Genomic DNA, 15432 nt, shown 5'->3' on the forward strand with positions numbered 1-15432 from the left:
CTCGCATTCGGCGGAGCGTCACGTAATCGGCTTGAGGGCGACTGTCTCGTGGAAGTTCTTTGTAGCGCGCTGTGGTGCGGCGATGTTTCAGCAGTTCAGTTGCAAGGAGCAACGGTGCAGGTCATCAAGGAGCGGGTCGGTGTAGAAAGTCTCACGTACCTACCCTCGGCCGTTGCCGTCGTGGTGCGAGGACCATCACGATGAAGTTTGAAGCACTGGCAACGGCAAGGATCAACCACTGACGCCGTGGTTCTGTTCACTCCGGTCGCGGCGGCCTGGGAGTACGACACCGTGACGGGGCAGTATTACTATCACGCTTTTTTGGCCGCGCAACCTGATCTCAACTGGCGGAATCCTCAGGTGCGTGCTGCCATCTACGACGTGATGCGATTTTGGCTGCGGCGTGGGGTCGATGGGTTTCGGGTGGATGTCATCTGGCATCTGATCAAGGATGACCAATTCCGCGACAACCCCCCGAATCCGGCATTCACGCCGGACCAGCCTGCGTATCATTCGCAGATTCCGTTCTACACGACCGACCGGCCGGAGATCCACGACGTCATCGCCGAGATGCGGGCGGTCATCGAAGAATTCTCCGACCGGGTGTTGATCGGGGAAATTTATCTCCCCATTGAACGGCTCGTGGCCTACTATGGACGTGACCTCACGGGCTTACATCTGCCGTTCAACTTTAGCTTACTCACCGCACGATGGAAGGCGAGCACCATTGCAAGCTTGATCGGGCAGTACGAGGCCGCGCTGCCGGCCGGTGGGTAGCCGAACTGGGTGCTCGGCAATCACGACCAACCTCGCATGGTCAGCCGTGTGGGATCTCGGCAGGCGCGGGTCGCGGCCGTGCTCTTGCTCACGTTACGTGGCACGCCGACCATTTACTACGGCGATGAAATCGGCATGGAGAAAGTGGCGCTCACGCTCGAATCGGCACGAGACCCTTGTGCCCGGGAAGGCTTCGGCCGTGATGGCTGCCGAACGCCGATGCAATGGGATGCGATCCCGTACGCGGGCTTTTCCACGGTGGAGCCGTGGTTACCCATCGCGCCCAATGCCGGTAACGTGAACGTCGCCGCGGCTCGTGCGGATCCGGCATCCTTGTACCGATTGCACCAACGCTTGCTTAATCTTCGACGCAGTAGGTCCGCGCTGATCCGTGGCGCATACCGGCCGGTGATCGCGACGGATGATCTGATGGCATATATCCGGGAGCTCGACGGCGAAGCTTTGCTGATCGTGCTGAACTTTCGAGACGCACCCCAAGACGTCACTGCCCCGGCTGGTCCCCGCTCGATCCGTGTCCTGCTCTCATCCTACGGTGATCGCGAGGACGAAGAATTGCACGGGGAGATTCACCTCCGTCCTGATGAAGGCGTCGTCATCGAACTGCTGGAATAAGGGCGGTCCTCCTTCCAGGTCTCATCGTCGTGGAAATGTGCCGACAGTGGATGAACCGGCATTTGCGGGGGAGAGGACTGCAGCCCGGGGGCGGCGATCTGGGACATACGATTTATCTCTCTCCCGATGTGAACGACAGGCCGTTTTCGTTAAAAGGGAGACACAGACTCGCATATCGATTAAAGGATCAGATTATGCCATGCCCTCGTTGTCTCAACGAAGAATTCAGCCATACCGGCGCACTGTGGTGGTGCGCGCACTGCGGGTTCAAAATCACCGGACAGGCGCTGCGTGTGGACGAGCAGCGGCAGGGGCGGAACAGCAGATTGGCATCGCAGCCTGCCGCTCGTCCCGAACGGCGGGCGTCATAGTTGCCATGGAAATGAAAAATGAAATATGAAATCGTGGCGTTGTTGTTTAAATTGCAGAGCCTCGGACACCGCTGGAAAGTGGCACTGCGGTCCCATGCGGCTTGGTGTCACCGGACCGGCTCACAGGCCGGGTCAAAGGCCTTACTGTGATGAGTCTCGGCGCTGTTGCGTCTTGAGGCCGTCGCGGAGGTTCTTGATCGCCTGATCGACTTCCTGCCGGAACCGGCTACCGAACCGTTCCACCTCAGGCTCGATTTTCGCACTCAGGCGTTGAATCTCCTTCAGCGCATCCTGGACAGGCTTCGGAAGGTCCTCGATGCGGAGGTGTTCGTCCTCGCTCGATCCCGATCGGGTGGTGGAATCATTGGGACTTTGGTCCTCGGCGCAGGTCAACGGTGTTGCCGCGGCGAGACTCAGGAGAACAGCAACAACAAGAGCAGAGCCAGAGACGCAGCTCGGAGAAACGATGTGCCGCTCGAGGTGTCGAGATCGAGATGAGTTCTGATGCCGATTGTTGAACATCGGGCTTCTCCCTTTATGGCGATAGCATTTGCTTCAACAAAATGATCGCCCACAGCACGACAAACAGTCCCGGCAGACCGAGCAGCGACACCGTGGTCAACCAGTGTACGACGGGCCCGTCCTGAAGGGGCGGGAAGGCCTTGGTACTGGTGTCGTCACTTCCCGTTCGCTCTTCGTAGGCTTGATAGTAGTGTTGCAGTTCGCGGACGCGGATGATGGAAGCCGTCACAGCGCCGAGTGCCAGGAGCGCGGCGAGAAGGGCGGCGATAGGGACGAGCCAAAACAAGAGATCCTGTTGCCCGGCGAAGAGGCCATTCTTCGCCTGAGCCTGCGCGTTGAGCAACGTCGCAAAGCCGCCAACGAAAAACGCTTCCGCAATGAGCAGCCAGATCACGCGGTTGCTCGTCAGTTCGTTCTCGGCATCAATCTGCGATCGGAGCATTTGGTAGTAATCGGCCTGGCGCAGTGGGAGGTCGTTTCCCGATTCTCGGTGTTGGCTCAACTCCATGTCTCCATGGTCTCGCAGCCGCGATCGCGTGGCTATCAGACTGCAAGGACTCCGATGTCGTAGCCGTAGCACTCAGCCTGGTCGACGAAATGGTACGCGATTGTGCAGCGAGGAATACGGTGATGACCGCCTTCAGGTCTCATGCAGGCTGTTCGTGCCTGTCGAGAGTCGTCACACGACCGCATCCGGGTCCACCTAAGCGAGTGATGGGTTGCCGTCGTCAAAGTTCCATCGGGCTGAAGCAGTCGAGAAGACGATGAGTGACCCGAGCGCCGCGGGCGCTGACGCCAGCACCAGCAGCATGTCGAGCGACAGACGAAAGCCTAAGGCGAGTTTGATGACGATCGGAATGGTGAACAGAAGGATGCCCAGCGAGTAGCCGATGGCAAGGATGCGGGCTGCATTCCGCCGCCGGTACAGGCCGTATCCAATGACCGCGGCAAACAGCGCACCCATGCTGTCAATGGCGTCTCGATGGAGCCAGGTGAGGATGATCGTTACCATCGGTCCGAGCAGATACGCGGCGATGATGAGTTGCAGCCCAATTGGCGGCTGCCATCGTTGGTCAATCTTCTGCCGGCCGCATGCCACAGCGCATCGAAACAAGCCGGGCGGACTTCGGTCAAGAGTGATCAAGCTGTCACACCAGAGTTCAGCGTACCGTATCGAGGAACAGCGATGTAGTTTACCCAGCGAGGGGAGCCTGTGCCGCGTGGGTCCGGGCGAGGACTTCCTCGAGCAGTCGCTCCAGATATTGATGCATCAAGCCGATCTGCGCTTCCAGCATGTCGAGCATTTGCGCCCGAGCGCGGAAATCTTCGACGTCATACCGTCCCCCGGCCGCGAATAAGATCTGAGTGCGGTGAGCCTCCAATTTCGAGCCCGGCTCACCGAGTCGTCCATCGCGGCGCCACCGGGCGATAATCGCCGTGCGCAAGGTCGCGCGGGGGTCCTCTTCCAACGGGCGATTCAAAAACCGCTAGACCGCGGGCGGGTAGAGCGTCGACGTGCGCGGGCCTTCCCAGATGTCCCGCAGGAGATTTCGCGGATGCTTGAAGTCGAGCGTCTTGTGCTGAATGAGCGCCGCAGAGCCGAATGCGGTGGAGACCACCCCGCCCACGACGCCGACGATGCCCTCCGCGACCGATTCGTTGGCGATCGCCACCGCGCCGCCGACCAGCCCGGCGACACCGGCCGTCACCACAGCAAGGACGGTGAGGACGCGGGCATAGTGTTCCTCGCGTTCCTCGAGACGATCCGCCAGTTGGTCGGCCCGCTCCGCCTCACAGACGATTTCCGACAAGACGCTCCCAAGCTGCAAGAGGGACAGCAACACGCGATTCGATAATTCTTGCCGGAGCCGTTCCCGCCGCCGTTCGAGGAGTTCTCGACCTTCCAGTACCGGCTGCTCTGACGCCGCGATGTCCTGAAGCAGAGGCAAGGCATCAATGGCATGGGCCGCGTGGATACTTTCTACCGTAAAACGCGTCCCGTGTGCGATCTCCTCGAGTTGTGAGGGCGTTGCCTCGTCGGCTTCTCCGCTCTCGCTGGCGGTCGCGCGCAAGGGAAGCCGGTAATCTTGGACGGGATGGCAACGCCGCTCGAACGTTGTCGAGTCCGGCCGTGATGCCCGCTGACTGAGATCGGCACAACCCACGCAGACGATCAAGGCAATGAGACAGAGCCGGCGGGTCATGGGCGTGTGTCAGGACCGGAATTACTCGGCATAGGAGCGAATCTTTTCCAGGAAGGCACGAATGCGACGTGCATTGGCACCGACATCGGATTTGCCGACGCGCGACACCGAGCGCACATCGATACGGGTGGTATCGTCGAACGCGGTCAGCCTGACCACAATATCGTCTTTGAAGCCGAACCAAAACGTCGTATCGGTCGCTTCGATTCGGCCTTCCGCAGCATCGACGGCCACAATGTCCCATCTAAGTGCCTCCGCCGCTTTGAGCGCTTTGTTCAAGGCGAGTGTTCGCGGCAGGTGGAGCACGAGCGGCTGAATATCGGGATACGCTTTGAGTTGCTGAGTGGCGAGTGCGGGGCCGGCATACTCTACGGAGTTCGGGGCATCTTTGCGCAACGGCAGAATCGCGACAAAGCTTGGAGGGTTGCTCGTATCCGTCGTGATGTCGTGGATGGCGGGCACAGTGCGCGCCGTCTGTTGCATGTGCCATGGGATAATGACGACGATAAAGCTCAGTGCCAGCGCGCCGGTTGCCATGAACGCGCGCAACGGTGTTCGGAATCGGAGCGAGAGCAAGATGACGACCATGCTGCTCACTGCCGTCGCAAGGCCGAGATAGGCCGCCGCGGAGAGGAGTTGAAAGCCCATTCGATAATGCCACCAGCCCATGCGCGAGCCAAAGCCGGCCGTCACAGCCAATAGCGCGGACAACAGCACCAGAACGACTGTCAAAGGACTCCCAACGCGGAAGAGGGTCGGCATGTCACCATCCTAACCGAAGAACAAAATCAGTGACGCATACGGCATAGGGCCGGGCTTATCACGCTGGGCACGGCTTGGCGAATCGTACGCTCATCGACACGATAAGGCGCTCGCCATCCAAGTCAACGCGTGTGTAGCCCGTCGTTGTGTCAGCGCGAACGGAGGCCGAGGGAACTGCGAGCCTTACTGCTTGGCCTTGTCGTGCGCCGGGCCGAGACCGCTTGAGCCCTGCCTCCTCTGCGCACTATTCACAAAGATTCCTGCCACGCTGTGTGGGGCCAAGGCCGACCTTCGCCGCTGCTGCGTCCACGACATTGCCTTCGTCGTAAGTTGCGACCAACAAGGGTGACGCAACACCGACGCATCATCACTCAAGGAGCCGACTGCTGATTTCACCCGCTGGTGGTAACGCACAGCAAGGTTCGATAGCCTTTAAGAAGCACTCTTAGCGGGCGACATGACGTCAATGAGCATGACATACCGGCGGATGCTTGGAGATGGCGATCTTCCCCCGGTCTTCAATTGCCTGGGCGGACGACCCGTGCGCCTCCGCCATCCCGCCGGCACAGCGGTGAGGGGAGCGAGAGCCGCTGTTCCTCGCTTGCCCGCTCAGCGTGAGACTCTCGCCGTTCGGACGTTTCCTCGATGAGGCAGGTGGTCTGGTCGTCCCCGTCGCTTGCGCGGGCCATCGAGGTCGCGCTGCTTGCGGTCATCACCGTGCAGGGATACTTCGTCTCGTTCGGGCGGACGTGGCATTTCCGCGACTTCGATGTCCACCGCGAAGTCGGGCGCCGGTTCCTGACGGGAGAACCGCTGTATGAGGACGGCCTCTGCTATCCCTACATGCCGACGGCCGCGATGTACTTTTCTCCGCTGGCCCTGCTGGATCGTCATGTTGGTCTTGCCCTGCGGTACGCCGTCGCAGTCGGCTGCCTGCTCGTCACGCTGGCCCTGCTCGAGCGCTTGCTCGCTCACCGGCTGCCGCAGGCGCCATGGCAACGACGATTGATCAGCGGGGCGGCCGTGGTCCTCGCGCTGCAATTCATCCTGCAAGACCTCGATGACGGCGGACCGCATCTGATCCTGCTCGCCATCCTGACCGCCGGGCTCTATGCCGCGTGGAAGGGCCGGTCCGTGTCTGCCGCCTGCGCCATCGGCTTCGGCATTGCGGTGAAAGTAACGCCGGCGCTCTTCCTGCCCTTCTTTCTATGGAAGCGTCAGTACAAGTTGGCACTGTTCACGACGATTGCGGCACTCACGTGGATCGTGCTTCCCGCTCTCTGGATGGGGTCGTCGTCCTGGCTGGAGCATCAGGTGGAATGGACGCAGGGCGTGATTCGCTCGCTGCTCGATCAGCGGGTGGGCGATGAAATTATCAATGAGGAGCGCGTCCGGAACCAATCGTTGAAGCACTCCCTCATGCGCTATCTGGTGGCGTATCCTGAGGGCCAGTCCTTTCGCGCCGACGATCCGGGGTACATGCCGATTCTAGACCTCCCGATGCCGGCCGCCCGGGCGATCGTCGGCATAGCCGCACTTGCGCTGATCCTCGCGGTCGGCTGGCTGTCGCGGCGGCCATTTCGTGTGCGAGACCCCGAGTGGGCACGCGAATGCTCCGCGGTACTCATCCTGGCGCTGCTGTTCTCGCCGATCACGTGGGTGCAGCATCTCGTCTGGCTGCTGCCCGCGCTCTTTGTCGTGCTGACCGACGTCGCGAAACGGGGCCTTACCATGCTGACAGCGTCGGGATTGGCCGCCTACGCGCTGCTCGCCGTTATCTTGAACTATGAAGTGCTCGGGAAGACGCGCTTCGCCCAAATCTTGAGCTACCACCCGTTTGCGATTGCCATGCTCATCTTGATCGCCTTGCTCGTAGCCGGCGGCCGGCAGTCTCGCACCGGAGGGTTCAACGCCGCGCCATCAGCATGGAGTCAACATGGAGATCGCGTCGCATGAGAGCCGTCGTCGTCATCCCCACCTACATGGAGTACCACAACGTCGGGCCGTTGATCGAGCGCATCCGGGCGCTCCCGATCCCGCCGCTCGACCTCTTCTTCGTCGACGACGGCTCTCCGGACGGAACCGGGCGCTATCTCGAGGAGTTGAAGGGCAAGGATTCTCGGATCGATGTGCTGCATCGTCCGGGCAAATTGGGGTTGGGCAGCGCCTATCGCGAGGCGTATCGGACGTTGCTGGACAAGTCGTATGACGGCTTCCTGGCGATGGACGCAGATCTCTCGCATCCGCCGGAACGGATTCCCGCCTTGCTCGCTGCGAGCGATCGCGCCGATCTGGTGATCGGCAGCCGGTACTGTCCGGGCGGCGGAACACGGAACTGGTCCGCGTTCCGAAAGCTGCTGAGCAGGAGCGCCAATGCGATATCCCGGTCGCTGCTCGGCCTCACCGTGTACGACGCCACGGCGGGGTTCCGGTTTTACAGCGCCAAGCTCATCCGCGCGCTCGATCGCCTCGACATCCGCTCCGGTGGCTACGCGTACCAGATGGAGATGGTCTACTACACGCAATGCCTCGGCTTTCGGACCTGCGAGATCCCGATTCTGTTCGAGGAGCGGACTGAGGCCAAGAGCAAGATGAATCACCAGGAAGTCTGGCTTGCGGCGAGCACGCTGTACAGGCTCTGGCGACATCGCCGTCGCGGCCGGCTCTAGGTGCCGCCTGGTCAATATAATATAGTGTTGCCAAGAGATGAAAGGTTACAGAGGGGATGCTACGCCGCACGGTTCGGGCCTCCCAGCTCCGGTTGAGCCTCATCATGAGAGCAAACGGGAGGGTGGATGTTGCGCCAGGTGTTGGGTTGGACGGCCTCCGTGGTGTTGGTGCTGACGATCGGGACACAAGTCTATCGTCAGTGGCAACAGGGCTCGAGTAAGGGAGTGTCGAAATGGTTGTTCATTGGGCAGCTGACAGCGTCGTTCGGCTTTTTCCTGTATAGCTGGTTGATTGACGATATCGTGTTTCTCTTTACCAATGGCTTGATGTGTCTGAGTGCGATTGCAGGGCTCACGATCCTGCTGTGGCATCGGCGTAAGAACCCGGATGAGGCATCATGATGGTTGATGTGGCGTCGTTCGCGGGAGTCCTAAACCGGTTGCCTAAAGAAAGTTAGGAATTGGTGAGTGTGGTCTCCGTGCCATACGCTGAATCAATGCCAGGCCAGAAGGGATTTAGAAAGACGCCGACCAGGGGAAACCTCTGCCACTGCGGTCATCCGGCAGCGTTGCACCGCTCTATTCGGAAGCAACCGATGAGACGGAGTTGTATGATCTGCAACTGTCGCAAACACACGCTTCCCCAGAATCGGACTCTCGCCTAATCCTGCCCTTCAGGGTTTACGCTCATTGTGCGCTGACCATGTGATCGTGCCATCCGGACTGCGCACGTCACCAATTCGTGCCGAGACGTCACCCCTAGGTTCTCCTTCATTCGGTCGAGGTGTGTTTAGACGGTCTTGGGCGCTGATCTTCAACTCCTGCGCGAAATATACTTTTGAGCTGTGCATCGAGAGGTCCTTTGGTCATTGTTGGGACCTATGTGCGAACTTTGCGGATCCGCTGTGACAAGCCGCTTATCGACGTGGACGTGTGTAATCTGTGTGTTCGGGCACCGGATTTTTGCACGATTCAGCAATAGTCAACAGCATGAGGCAGCACTGAGCATGGCAAGTCTTGTTGATCAAACACTGCATGCAAATAAAGGTAAACAACCAAACCGCTCCTATAGGAGCGAGGAGCGGGAGTGGTGCGCCCGGCAGGACTTGAACCTGCAACCCCCAGATCCGTAGTCTGATGCTCTATCCATTGAGCTACGGGCGCAGAGAAGGGGCTTCGGCGGGGTCGGCGAGTCGCGACACGTTATACAGGGCTTTGATCGAGTGGGTCAAGCCGCAGGGAGATATTACGCCGACCGGGGCCGGGATGCTCAACCGCCCGCTCCGGTCGCGCGCTGCGCGCTACGTAATGTTCGAGTAATAGCGAAGCAGATCGGAGACCGAGAGCACGCCGATGATGGTCCCGTCCTCCGTGATAGCCAGGTGACGCACCCCGTTCTCCTTCATCATCTTCACGGCGGCTTCTAGCGGCTCGTCATCCTCAATGGTCAGGATCGGGCGGCTCATGCACGTCTTGACGGTCGTGGTGTTTGGATCGAGCCCTCGCGCTACCGCCTTGCGGCTGAGGTCCGTGTCGGTGATGATCCCGATATAGCGCCGGCCATCGTCGACCAGCAACGACCCGACCTTAAGCTTCTGCAGCAGCCGCCCCGCCTCTTTCAGCGTCGCATCGACCCTGATGCTTCGCACTTCCGGCGACATGTAATCCGCCACGCGGATTGCCGATTTCGCGTTCCGCCGCGACCGCTTCCCGTTCCCTGCCCGGTGCTTCTCCAGTTCGGCCATTGCGCTCTCCAGCACGCGTTTGCGTTGTTGCAAGCTTTCCCGTTCGAGGTCCTGCGCGCCGCTCTCCTGTGCCTCCTCCGGCAAATTGACGAGGCCGGCGGCTTCGCCGAATTTGGCGTATTGATAGGCTTCGAGCCATTCGGAGCTGGCTCCAAAAATCTCGCTCAGCGTCTGCTCCGTGATCCGGTCGAAGGCGACGAGCGAGCCCGTGCTCCCGCGCCGCGAAAGAAACGGTTTGAACCGCGTGAGCAGGTCCGTCAATCGTTCGAGATCCCGTTCGATGAAGAGTCCTCTGGTCAATCGGCTCGGCGCGCGTTTCTGCATCGTGTCTCCTCAAAAAATGGCGCCAAAAGATACCGCAATCGCGATACGGCTTCAAGAAGTCCGAGGTGCAAGGTTCGAGGTTGAAGGGGGCCACCGCATAGAGGAGTCTTTCAGCGCTCCACATGTGCTCGTCGGACGTCGAGCCCAGAACCTCGAACGCCTCGGCTCCGCCACAGCTCTGCGGTCCGGCGATAGTGGTCCCGGCGGGTGAGCTGCGCGGCTGCGCCTGCGTCAAGAAAGACGAGCGCATCAGGGTGAAGTTGCAGGGACGAGGCGGGAACGGAGGCGGTGACCGGGCCTTCCAGCGCGTTGGCGATCGCACCCGCTTTCGCTTCACCAAAGGCGAGCAGGAGCAGGCGTCTGGCTTCGAGAATCGTCCCGAGGCCCATTGTCACGGCGAACTGAGGCTCTTCTCCATCGGGGAAGAGATGGCGGTTGGCGTCGATCGTCCCGGGTGTCAACACCACGACGCGTGTCCGGGACGCGAGGCTGGACCCGGGCTCATTGAATCCCACGTGCGCATTCCGTCCGATGCCCAGCAATTGGAGATCCACGCCGCCCGCGTCATGGAGGCTCGCCTCATAGTCGCGGCACGCCTGGTCCGCCTCCTCGAGGCTCGCCGAGTGCAGCAGGTGCACGTGGTCCATCGTCACATTGACGTGATCGAGGAAATGCCGGCGTAGGAACGCCTCGAATCGGGAGGGATGGGTCGCCGGCAGGTCGACATACTCATCGAGGCTGAAGATCATGAGCTGCGAGTAATCCACTCGGTGCCGGCGCGACAGCTCGATCAGCTCGCGATAGAGAGGAAGCGGCGTCGTGCCGGCGGCCAGTCCGAGCCGCAGGCGCGGGTGCGCCCGGATGGCGTCTGTGATCACTTCGGCCGCCGTGCGAACGGCCGTCTGCGTCTCCTCGATTAGGACCACCATATCGTCCGCCCGGCTCGGGGCGAGGCCTCGCGCATGCGCTGGTGTTCCGTCCGCAACAGTCGCTCGTACACCTCGACATACTCCCGCGCCATCCGCGCCGCGGTGAAGCGCGTTTCGAATGCCTCACGGCACCGCCGGCGATCGATGCGGTCGAGGCGCCCGACCGCCGCGATCATCTCGTCCGGTGAACCGCAGAGAAAGCCCGTGACGCCGTCTTCGATGACTTCGGGAAAGGAGCCGTGGCGGTAGGTAATGACCGGTGTGCCGCAGGCGAGGGCTTCGATCAGCACCAGCCCGAACGGTTCCGGCTGAGACGGACAAATGACAGCGGCCGCGTCGCCCAAGAAGCCGTCCTTCTCGGCATCACCGATTTCGCCGATGTACTCGATCAGCGGATGGTCGAGGAGTGGTGCCAGTTGCGTCTGAAAGTACGCGCGATCGACGGGATCGATCTTAGCCGCCATCCGCAGGGGCACGCCGGCCGCCTTGGCAATTCGGATGGCGATGTCGGGTGATTTTTCCGGGCTCATGCGGCCCAGAAACGCCAAATAACGACCCGGTGCACCATGATAGCGATAGAGGTCGGTCGGCAGGCCGTGATAGATGGTCGCCTGCCAATTGGCGCGCGGGTAGGCCGCGCGCTGTGAGTTGGAAACCGAGACGAGCGGGACATCGGAGAATTCGGTGTAGATCGGCGCGAACTCAGGAAGGTCCAGGCGCCCGTGCACGGTACTGATGACGGGTGTCGGACAGCGACGGATCAGAGGGAACGCCAGAAAATCGACATGCGAATGAATGATGTCGAAATCGCCCGCCGACCGGAACACCTGCTCGAGCAGGCGCACGAGCAACGCGTCGCGGTTGACGATCGGGAGCAGCCTCGTGGCCCGGGCGCAGAGCGGGACCAAGTGCGCCCCGGTCGTGGAGTCTCCACTTGCGTACAACGTCACGTCATGACCGAGCGCGACGAGTTCCTCCGTGAGATACGAGACGACGCGTTCCGTTCCTCCGTACTGTCTGGGGGGGACGCTTTCAGCGAGGTGGGCGACTTGCGCGATCTTCATCAGTCCCTTCCTCCGGCTTGTCTGTCACTCGTCCGCGGCGGCTACGACTGCGCCACGGCGGGCTTGCCAAGACAGAGCATGATCGGACTCGAGCGTCAGGAGCGAACGTCGCGGCGCCGCCAGGCCGGCCAGGACGTTGCGCGTAATCTGCTCGACGGCCGGCTGACGGATCGACGCTCGCAGAAGGGGAACGGTATAATCATCAAGCCCCCAGCTCCACTGAATGGTGCCCGCGGCAAAGACGATCGCGCCGCTGGACGAGCGGTAGACCGTCATGTTGGCCACATGCGTTGCGCCGTCATGCCAGTACAACGCCTCGGCCACAATTTCTAAGTCGCCGGGCGCACCGGGAAAGACGCGGTCGGCTTCGTAGCCGAGTAGTCCCAGCAACCGGTCGCCGCGATGCAGCCCCGTGCCGGCGAAAACCCAGTGCGCCGGGTTGGTGATGATGAGGTCGCGGTCGGCCGGATTCCCGTCATACATGACCCCGACGAGCTGAACTTCCGGCCGGTTGATCGGCGCGTCGCGCCAGCGCGTCGTGATGAAGCGATCGTTAGCCGGATCATCGTCTCGGGCAAACGGATCTTCAGAGCCGGTGTCGTCCGTTTTGTACGAGATGATCGTCCGATGAGGAGCGCCCGTGCGGCTGGGCGCCAGTCGGATTTGCCAGTAGCACGTATTGGCGGAGAAGAAGGCGAGCCCGACACCCCGGTCTCGCGCCGCCTCGACGTGCGCACGCGCGTCCCAGGTCCAATATTCGTCGTGGCCCACCGAAAGCCAGCCGCGTCGGGCCCGAATGGACACCTGCACATGGGTGTCGACATTGGTCGTATAGCTGACGTCGTACCCCTCGCGTTCGAGCCACCGGACCATCGAATATTCCCAACCGGCCGCCGAGGAAGGATCGTGAGGCGGCACCGAGAGATTCGTGAGAAATTCTCCCGCGCCCATGCCGAACGCGGCGAGCGGGTTGCTGCTCGACGCGTAAGGACGATTGAATGACACGAGGCGGGCGCGCCCTCCCACGCTGTTGAAGTCATAGAGCGATTTACCGCCCCAATTGTTATACGCCTGGTATGTCGTCACGCTGGATTGGAAGACATAGTCCGGGATTCGCTCATCGTCCCGCACGACGAAGATCACATAGCTCTGTGCGCCGGTGGTGGTCGCCGTCAGTTTCGCAAGGTACACCCCGCTGACCCATTCAGACGCGTCACGCGCACCGCCGGCCACCACAACATATGGATCGGTCCAGTCGCACTCAATCAGACCGGTTGTCGTCTCCATCATCGGCATCGTCTGACGCACGCCCTTTCGCACGATCCCGCCGCGAATGAGCCGCCCCCCGGCGCCGCCATACCATCCCATGCGATAAATATCGATCCGGTATTCCGGGTCCGTGGTGTTGACGAAGAGGCTGATGTGGCCGCCCCGGTTCACGCTGGTCAACGAGGCGTAGCCTTCGATTTCGCGATGGACTGCAGGGTTCGTCAATTGCCATTCCGCCGTCCCAAGCCGGCTATTCTCCTCTTGAATGGGATTGGCGAATGCCCCCGTGAGATCGCCGAAGGAAAGGAACGGGAGCAGAACGGTCAGGAGCACGACGGCGGGCATAGTGTTGGATACCACGGGAGGACGAAGAACAAAAATAGTGGAAACCGCGTAGAGGAGGAATTATGAAGCGGCCGGCGGGGAATAGGGAACGGGCAACAGAGAATGAGAGAGAGGCGTAAAGTCAGAGAGGGCGAACGGTCAGCACGTCACAGGCAGCACTCCTCAAATCCCTCCTCGTGTCTGTCTTCTGCGTTTCATCACCTCAGCACTCGCTTGGTAGGCATGTGAGGGGAAAAGAGCATCCGTTTGCCCGACATTGGTAGAGGAGCAAATTATGGTGGCAAACGGGTCAAGCGAAGCTTGGTATGGCGGAGAGGGCGGGAATTTGAAGTCGCGCTTGGGTGCACTGACGTGCACGCGCTCCTACAAGGGGGCCGGCCCCCTCGTAAGCTCCCCATGAAGGGGGCACACCCCCTTCAGCATCCCCGTTCAAATCCCGCCCTCGTGTCTGTCTTTCTGGTCTTCATCAACTCAGCACTCAGCACTCGTCACTCGGCACTCGCTTGGTATGGCGGAGAGGGCGGGATTTGAACCCGCGACAGAGCTTTTGGCCCTGTGACGGTTTAGCAAACCGTTGCCTTCGGCCACTCGGCCACCTCTCCGTCTCGTGAATGCCAACGTGTCTGTATTGCCGGCTGGTATGTCCTCTCGCTTCGGTCCAAGCATGGACGCACGACCGAGCGAGGCAGTATGCCGCGTCCACCCGACGAGGGTCAAGCGCTCTGACGGTGTGAACCGTGGGCCAAGGAGATAGGACGCGATGACAGCCGCGCAGCCATACAGGCCCCTGAATGGATTACGTAACAGTTGGAACGATTGACGGGCTCCCAGGTATCCGCTAGCGTGCGGGACTATGTTTCACCCGTCCCTCTTACTCATCGATGACGATGCTGCTCTTCGGGAAGCGCTGTCCGCGACCATTCAGATTCACTTCCCTGATGTCAACGTGGTCGTCGCCGATTCCGAGCCGGAAGCACTCCGGATGTTGAACGAGCATCAGTTCGACCTCGTGATCTGCGACCTGATCATGCCCGGTGGCGGGGGAGGCCGGCTGATTCCGCAAATCCGAACGCGTTTCCCGGAGATCCCCGTGTACCTGCTGACAGGGTGCCTCTATCCTGAGCACATGTACCGGCATGTGGATGCGACGGGCTTTATCAAAAAGCCGATCGATCGTCAGGAGTTCATCGACACATTGCGACGGACGTTCGCGTGCCGGGAACAAAGCAAATCCGTTCGCGAGTTCACCGCTGCGGTGAAAGAACGGGCCGCGGCCGCGGCGGCACATGCTGAAACAGTGAAGGCTCGACTGGAATCTCGACTGAGACCGTAGCGCCTCTCGGCAGACCTACTGCTCCGCAGTCCGACAACCGTGTAAGAGAGTCTGAGGTCGCGGCAGTGACTGGCACCCTAGAGGTTCGTCGACTGCCTGCTCCTGACGGCGGGGTGGCGGCGCTCGGAGATCTGCCCGTCACTCGTTCAGGTCGCACACGATCCGCCGATCGGGGGATGACGGCGACCGCGCTCGCTGCCCTATCATCGCCTAGCCTGACGCCGTAAGAGCGACCTGTGCACGCGAGGTCATGCCATGGCGCACCAGAATGGCGATTGGAAGTTCGTGTGTGACGACTGCGGGGCGGAATGGTCGACCGAGTTCGAGCCACACGCCCGCGAACACGAGCGCACGCACAAGCATCGCGTCTATCACCGGCCAAAAGCCAAACACGAACAGACGAAACACCAAGCTCGAAGAGAGACTTAATTCCTGCCCCCAAGCCGTACTCCGCCCGTGCCTAGTCGTTTCGATGGCCGTTCGAG

15 protein-coding genes, 2 tRNA genes and 1 pseudogene are annotated in these 15432 nt (G+C 61.0%); 7 read left to right on the top strand and 11 right to left on the bottom strand.

The window, feature by feature from the left end:
- Nucleotides 1-246 precede the first annotated feature (246 nt).
- From AC1U7K_RS18000 to AC1U7K_RS18010, 3 genes and pseudogenes are all read left to right on the top strand, one after another.
- A pseudogene (locus tag AC1U7K_RS18000) lies at nucleotides 247-1161 on the top strand (alpha-amylase family glycosyl hydrolase); the annotation flags it as partial.
- 45 nt (nucleotides 1162-1206) lie between these two features.
- Entirely contained in the window at nucleotides 1207-1410 is a 204-nt protein-coding gene (locus AC1U7K_RS18005; protein ID WP_480253327.1) for a DUF3459 domain-containing protein, read from the top strand.
- 194 nt (nucleotides 1411-1604) lie between these two features.
- Nucleotides 1605-1781, top strand: coding sequence for a hypothetical protein (locus tag AC1U7K_RS18010; RefSeq protein ID WP_480253205.1), 177 nt, complete (start codon nucleotides 1605-1607; stop codon nucleotides 1779-1781).
- A 535-nt stretch (nucleotides 1782-2316) separates the two neighbouring features.
- Here the strand turns inward: AC1U7K_RS18010 and AC1U7K_RS18015 are convergent.
- From AC1U7K_RS18015 to AC1U7K_RS18035, 5 genes are all read right to left on the bottom strand, one after another.
- Nucleotides 2317-2811, bottom strand: a complete 495-nt coding sequence (locus tag AC1U7K_RS18015; protein WP_480253206.1) for a hypothetical protein — start codon at nucleotides 2809-2811, stop codon at nucleotides 2317-2319.
- Between the two features lie 195 nt (nucleotides 2812-3006).
- The gene (locus tag AC1U7K_RS18020) at nucleotides 3007-3402 is read right to left on the bottom strand and encodes a hypothetical protein (RefSeq protein WP_480253208.1); all 396 of its coding nucleotides are present in this window, start codon (nucleotides 3400-3402) and stop codon (nucleotides 3007-3009) included.
- Between the two features lie 94 nt (nucleotides 3403-3496).
- Nucleotides 3497-3784: a hypothetical protein gene (locus AC1U7K_RS18025; protein WP_480253209.1), complete on the bottom strand. Its 288-nt coding sequence runs from the start codon at nucleotides 3782-3784 to the stop codon at nucleotides 3497-3499.
- Between the two features lie 6 nt (nucleotides 3785-3790).
- Nucleotides 3791-4507 (bottom strand): hypothetical protein, encoded by a 717-nt coding sequence (locus tag AC1U7K_RS18030; protein WP_480253211.1) that lies wholly within the window; start codon nucleotides 4505-4507, stop codon nucleotides 3791-3793.
- 21 nt (nucleotides 4508-4528) lie between these two features.
- Nucleotides 4529-5269: a DUF1499 domain-containing protein gene (locus tag AC1U7K_RS18035; RefSeq protein ID WP_480253212.1), complete on the bottom strand. Its 741-nt coding sequence runs from the start codon at nucleotides 5267-5269 to the stop codon at nucleotides 4529-4531.
- A 645-nt stretch (nucleotides 5270-5914) separates the two neighbouring features.
- Here AC1U7K_RS18035 and AC1U7K_RS18040 point away from each other — a divergent pair.
- The 3 genes from AC1U7K_RS18040 (at nucleotide 5915) to AC1U7K_RS18050 (ending at nucleotide 8340) form a co-directional block, all read left to right on the top strand.
- The gene (locus AC1U7K_RS18040; RefSeq protein ID WP_480253214.1) at nucleotides 5915-7225 is read left to right on the top strand and encodes a glycosyltransferase family 87 protein; all 1311 of its coding nucleotides are present in this window, start codon (nucleotides 5915-5917) and stop codon (nucleotides 7223-7225) included.
- Complete coding sequence (locus AC1U7K_RS18045; protein WP_480253215.1) at nucleotides 7222-7938, top strand: polyprenol monophosphomannose synthase; 717 nt, start codon at nucleotides 7222-7224, stop codon at nucleotides 7936-7938. Before AC1U7K_RS18040 ends, AC1U7K_RS18045 begins: the two co-directional genes overlap by 4 nt.
- A 126-nt stretch (nucleotides 7939-8064) precedes the next feature.
- On the top strand, nucleotides 8065-8340 hold the full coding sequence (locus AC1U7K_RS18050; RefSeq protein WP_480253217.1) for a SemiSWEET family transporter: 276 nt from the start codon (nucleotides 8065-8067) through the stop codon (nucleotides 8338-8340).
- Between the two features lie 686 nt (nucleotides 8341-9026).
- Here the strand turns inward: AC1U7K_RS18050 and AC1U7K_RS18055 are convergent.
- The 6 genes from AC1U7K_RS18055 to AC1U7K_RS18080 all read right to left on the bottom strand — a co-directional run bounded on the left by AC1U7K_RS18055 (nucleotide 9027) and on the right by AC1U7K_RS18080 (nucleotide 14216).
- A tRNA-Arg gene (locus tag AC1U7K_RS18055) sits at nucleotides 9027-9102 on the bottom strand.
- A 137-nt stretch (nucleotides 9103-9239) separates the two neighbouring features.
- Nucleotides 9240-10007 carry a CBS domain-containing protein gene (locus AC1U7K_RS18060; protein WP_480253219.1) on the bottom strand — a complete coding sequence of 256 codons (768 nt, stop codon included), beginning with the start codon at nucleotides 10005-10007 and terminating at the stop codon, nucleotides 9240-9242.
- A gap of 110 nt (nucleotides 10008-10117) precedes the next feature.
- Nucleotides 10118-10936, bottom strand: coding sequence for a glucosamine-6-phosphate deaminase (locus AC1U7K_RS18065; protein ID WP_480253220.1), 819 nt, complete (start codon nucleotides 10934-10936; stop codon nucleotides 10118-10120).
- Nucleotides 10924-12000 carry a glycosyltransferase family 4 protein gene (locus AC1U7K_RS18070; protein ID WP_480253222.1) on the bottom strand — a complete coding sequence of 359 codons (1077 nt, stop codon included), beginning with the start codon at nucleotides 11998-12000 and terminating at the stop codon, nucleotides 10924-10926. The genes AC1U7K_RS18065 and AC1U7K_RS18070 overlap by 13 nt, the downstream gene beginning before the upstream one ends.
- A 24-nt stretch (nucleotides 12001-12024) precedes the next feature.
- A complete protein-coding gene (locus AC1U7K_RS18075; protein WP_480253223.1) occupies nucleotides 12025-13614 on the bottom strand; it encodes a N,N-dimethylformamidase beta subunit family domain-containing protein in 1590 nt (529 codons plus the stop codon).
- Between the two features lie 509 nt (nucleotides 13615-14123).
- Nucleotides 14124-14216: transfer RNA gene (locus tag AC1U7K_RS18080), tRNA-Ser, on the bottom strand.
- Between the two features lie 251 nt (nucleotides 14217-14467).
- On the opposite strand from AC1U7K_RS18080, the gene AC1U7K_RS18085 reads away from it, so the two are divergent.
- Nucleotides 14468-14947: a response regulator gene (locus tag AC1U7K_RS18085; protein WP_480253225.1), complete on the top strand. Its 480-nt coding sequence runs from the start codon at nucleotides 14468-14470 to the stop codon at nucleotides 14945-14947.
- Nucleotides 14948-15432 lie beyond the last annotated feature (485 nt).

The sequence above is a fragment of the Nitrospira sp. Vd2 genome (genome assembly GCF_979581665.1).

What these genes read in the sequence shown, in the direction of transcription:
- AC1U7K_RS18005 (WP_480253327.1), top strand. Translation starts at nt 1,207, where the DNA reads ATGGCATATATCCGGGAGCTCGACGGCGAAGCTTTGCTGATCGTGCTG.
- AC1U7K_RS18010 (WP_480253205.1), top strand. Translation starts at nt 1,605, where the DNA reads ATGCCATGCCCTCGTTGTCTCAACGAAGAATTCAGCCATACCGGCGCA.
- AC1U7K_RS18015 (WP_480253206.1), bottom strand. Translation starts at nt 2,811, where the DNA reads ATGGAGTTGAGCCAACACCGAGAATCGGGAAACGACCTCCCACTGCGC.
- AC1U7K_RS18030 (WP_480253211.1), bottom strand. Translation starts at nt 4,507, where the DNA reads ATGACCCGCCGGCTCTGTCTCATTGCCTTGATCGTCTGCGTGGGTTGT.
- AC1U7K_RS18035 (WP_480253212.1), bottom strand. Translation starts at nt 5,269, where the DNA reads ATGCCGACCCTCTTCCGCGTTGGGAGTCCTTTGACAGTCGTTCTGGTG.
- AC1U7K_RS18040 (WP_480253214.1), top strand. Translation starts at nt 5,915, where the DNA reads ATGAGGCAGGTGGTCTGGTCGTCCCCGTCGCTTGCGCGGGCCATCGAG.
- AC1U7K_RS18045 (WP_480253215.1), top strand. Translation starts at nt 7,222, where the DNA reads ATGAGAGCCGTCGTCGTCATCCCCACCTACATGGAGTACCACAACGTC.
- AC1U7K_RS18050 (WP_480253217.1), top strand. Translation starts at nt 8,065, where the DNA reads ATGTTGCGCCAGGTGTTGGGTTGGACGGCCTCCGTGGTGTTGGTGCTG.
- AC1U7K_RS18060 (WP_480253219.1), bottom strand. Translation starts at nt 10,007, where the DNA reads ATGCAGAAACGCGCGCCGAGCCGATTGACCAGAGGACTCTTCATCGAA.
- AC1U7K_RS18065 (WP_480253220.1), bottom strand. Translation starts at nt 10,936, where the DNA reads ATGGTGGTCCTAATCGAGGAGACGCAGACGGCCGTTCGCACGGCGGCC.
- AC1U7K_RS18070 (WP_480253222.1), bottom strand. Translation starts at nt 12,000, where the DNA reads ATGAAGATCGCGCAAGTCGCCCACCTCGCTGAAAGCGTCCCCCCCAGA.
- AC1U7K_RS18075 (WP_480253223.1), bottom strand. Translation starts at nt 13,614, where the DNA reads ATGCCCGCCGTCGTGCTCCTGACCGTTCTGCTCCCGTTCCTTTCCTTC.
- AC1U7K_RS18085 (WP_480253225.1), top strand. Translation starts at nt 14,468, where the DNA reads ATGTTTCACCCGTCCCTCTTACTCATCGATGACGATGCTGCTCTTCGG.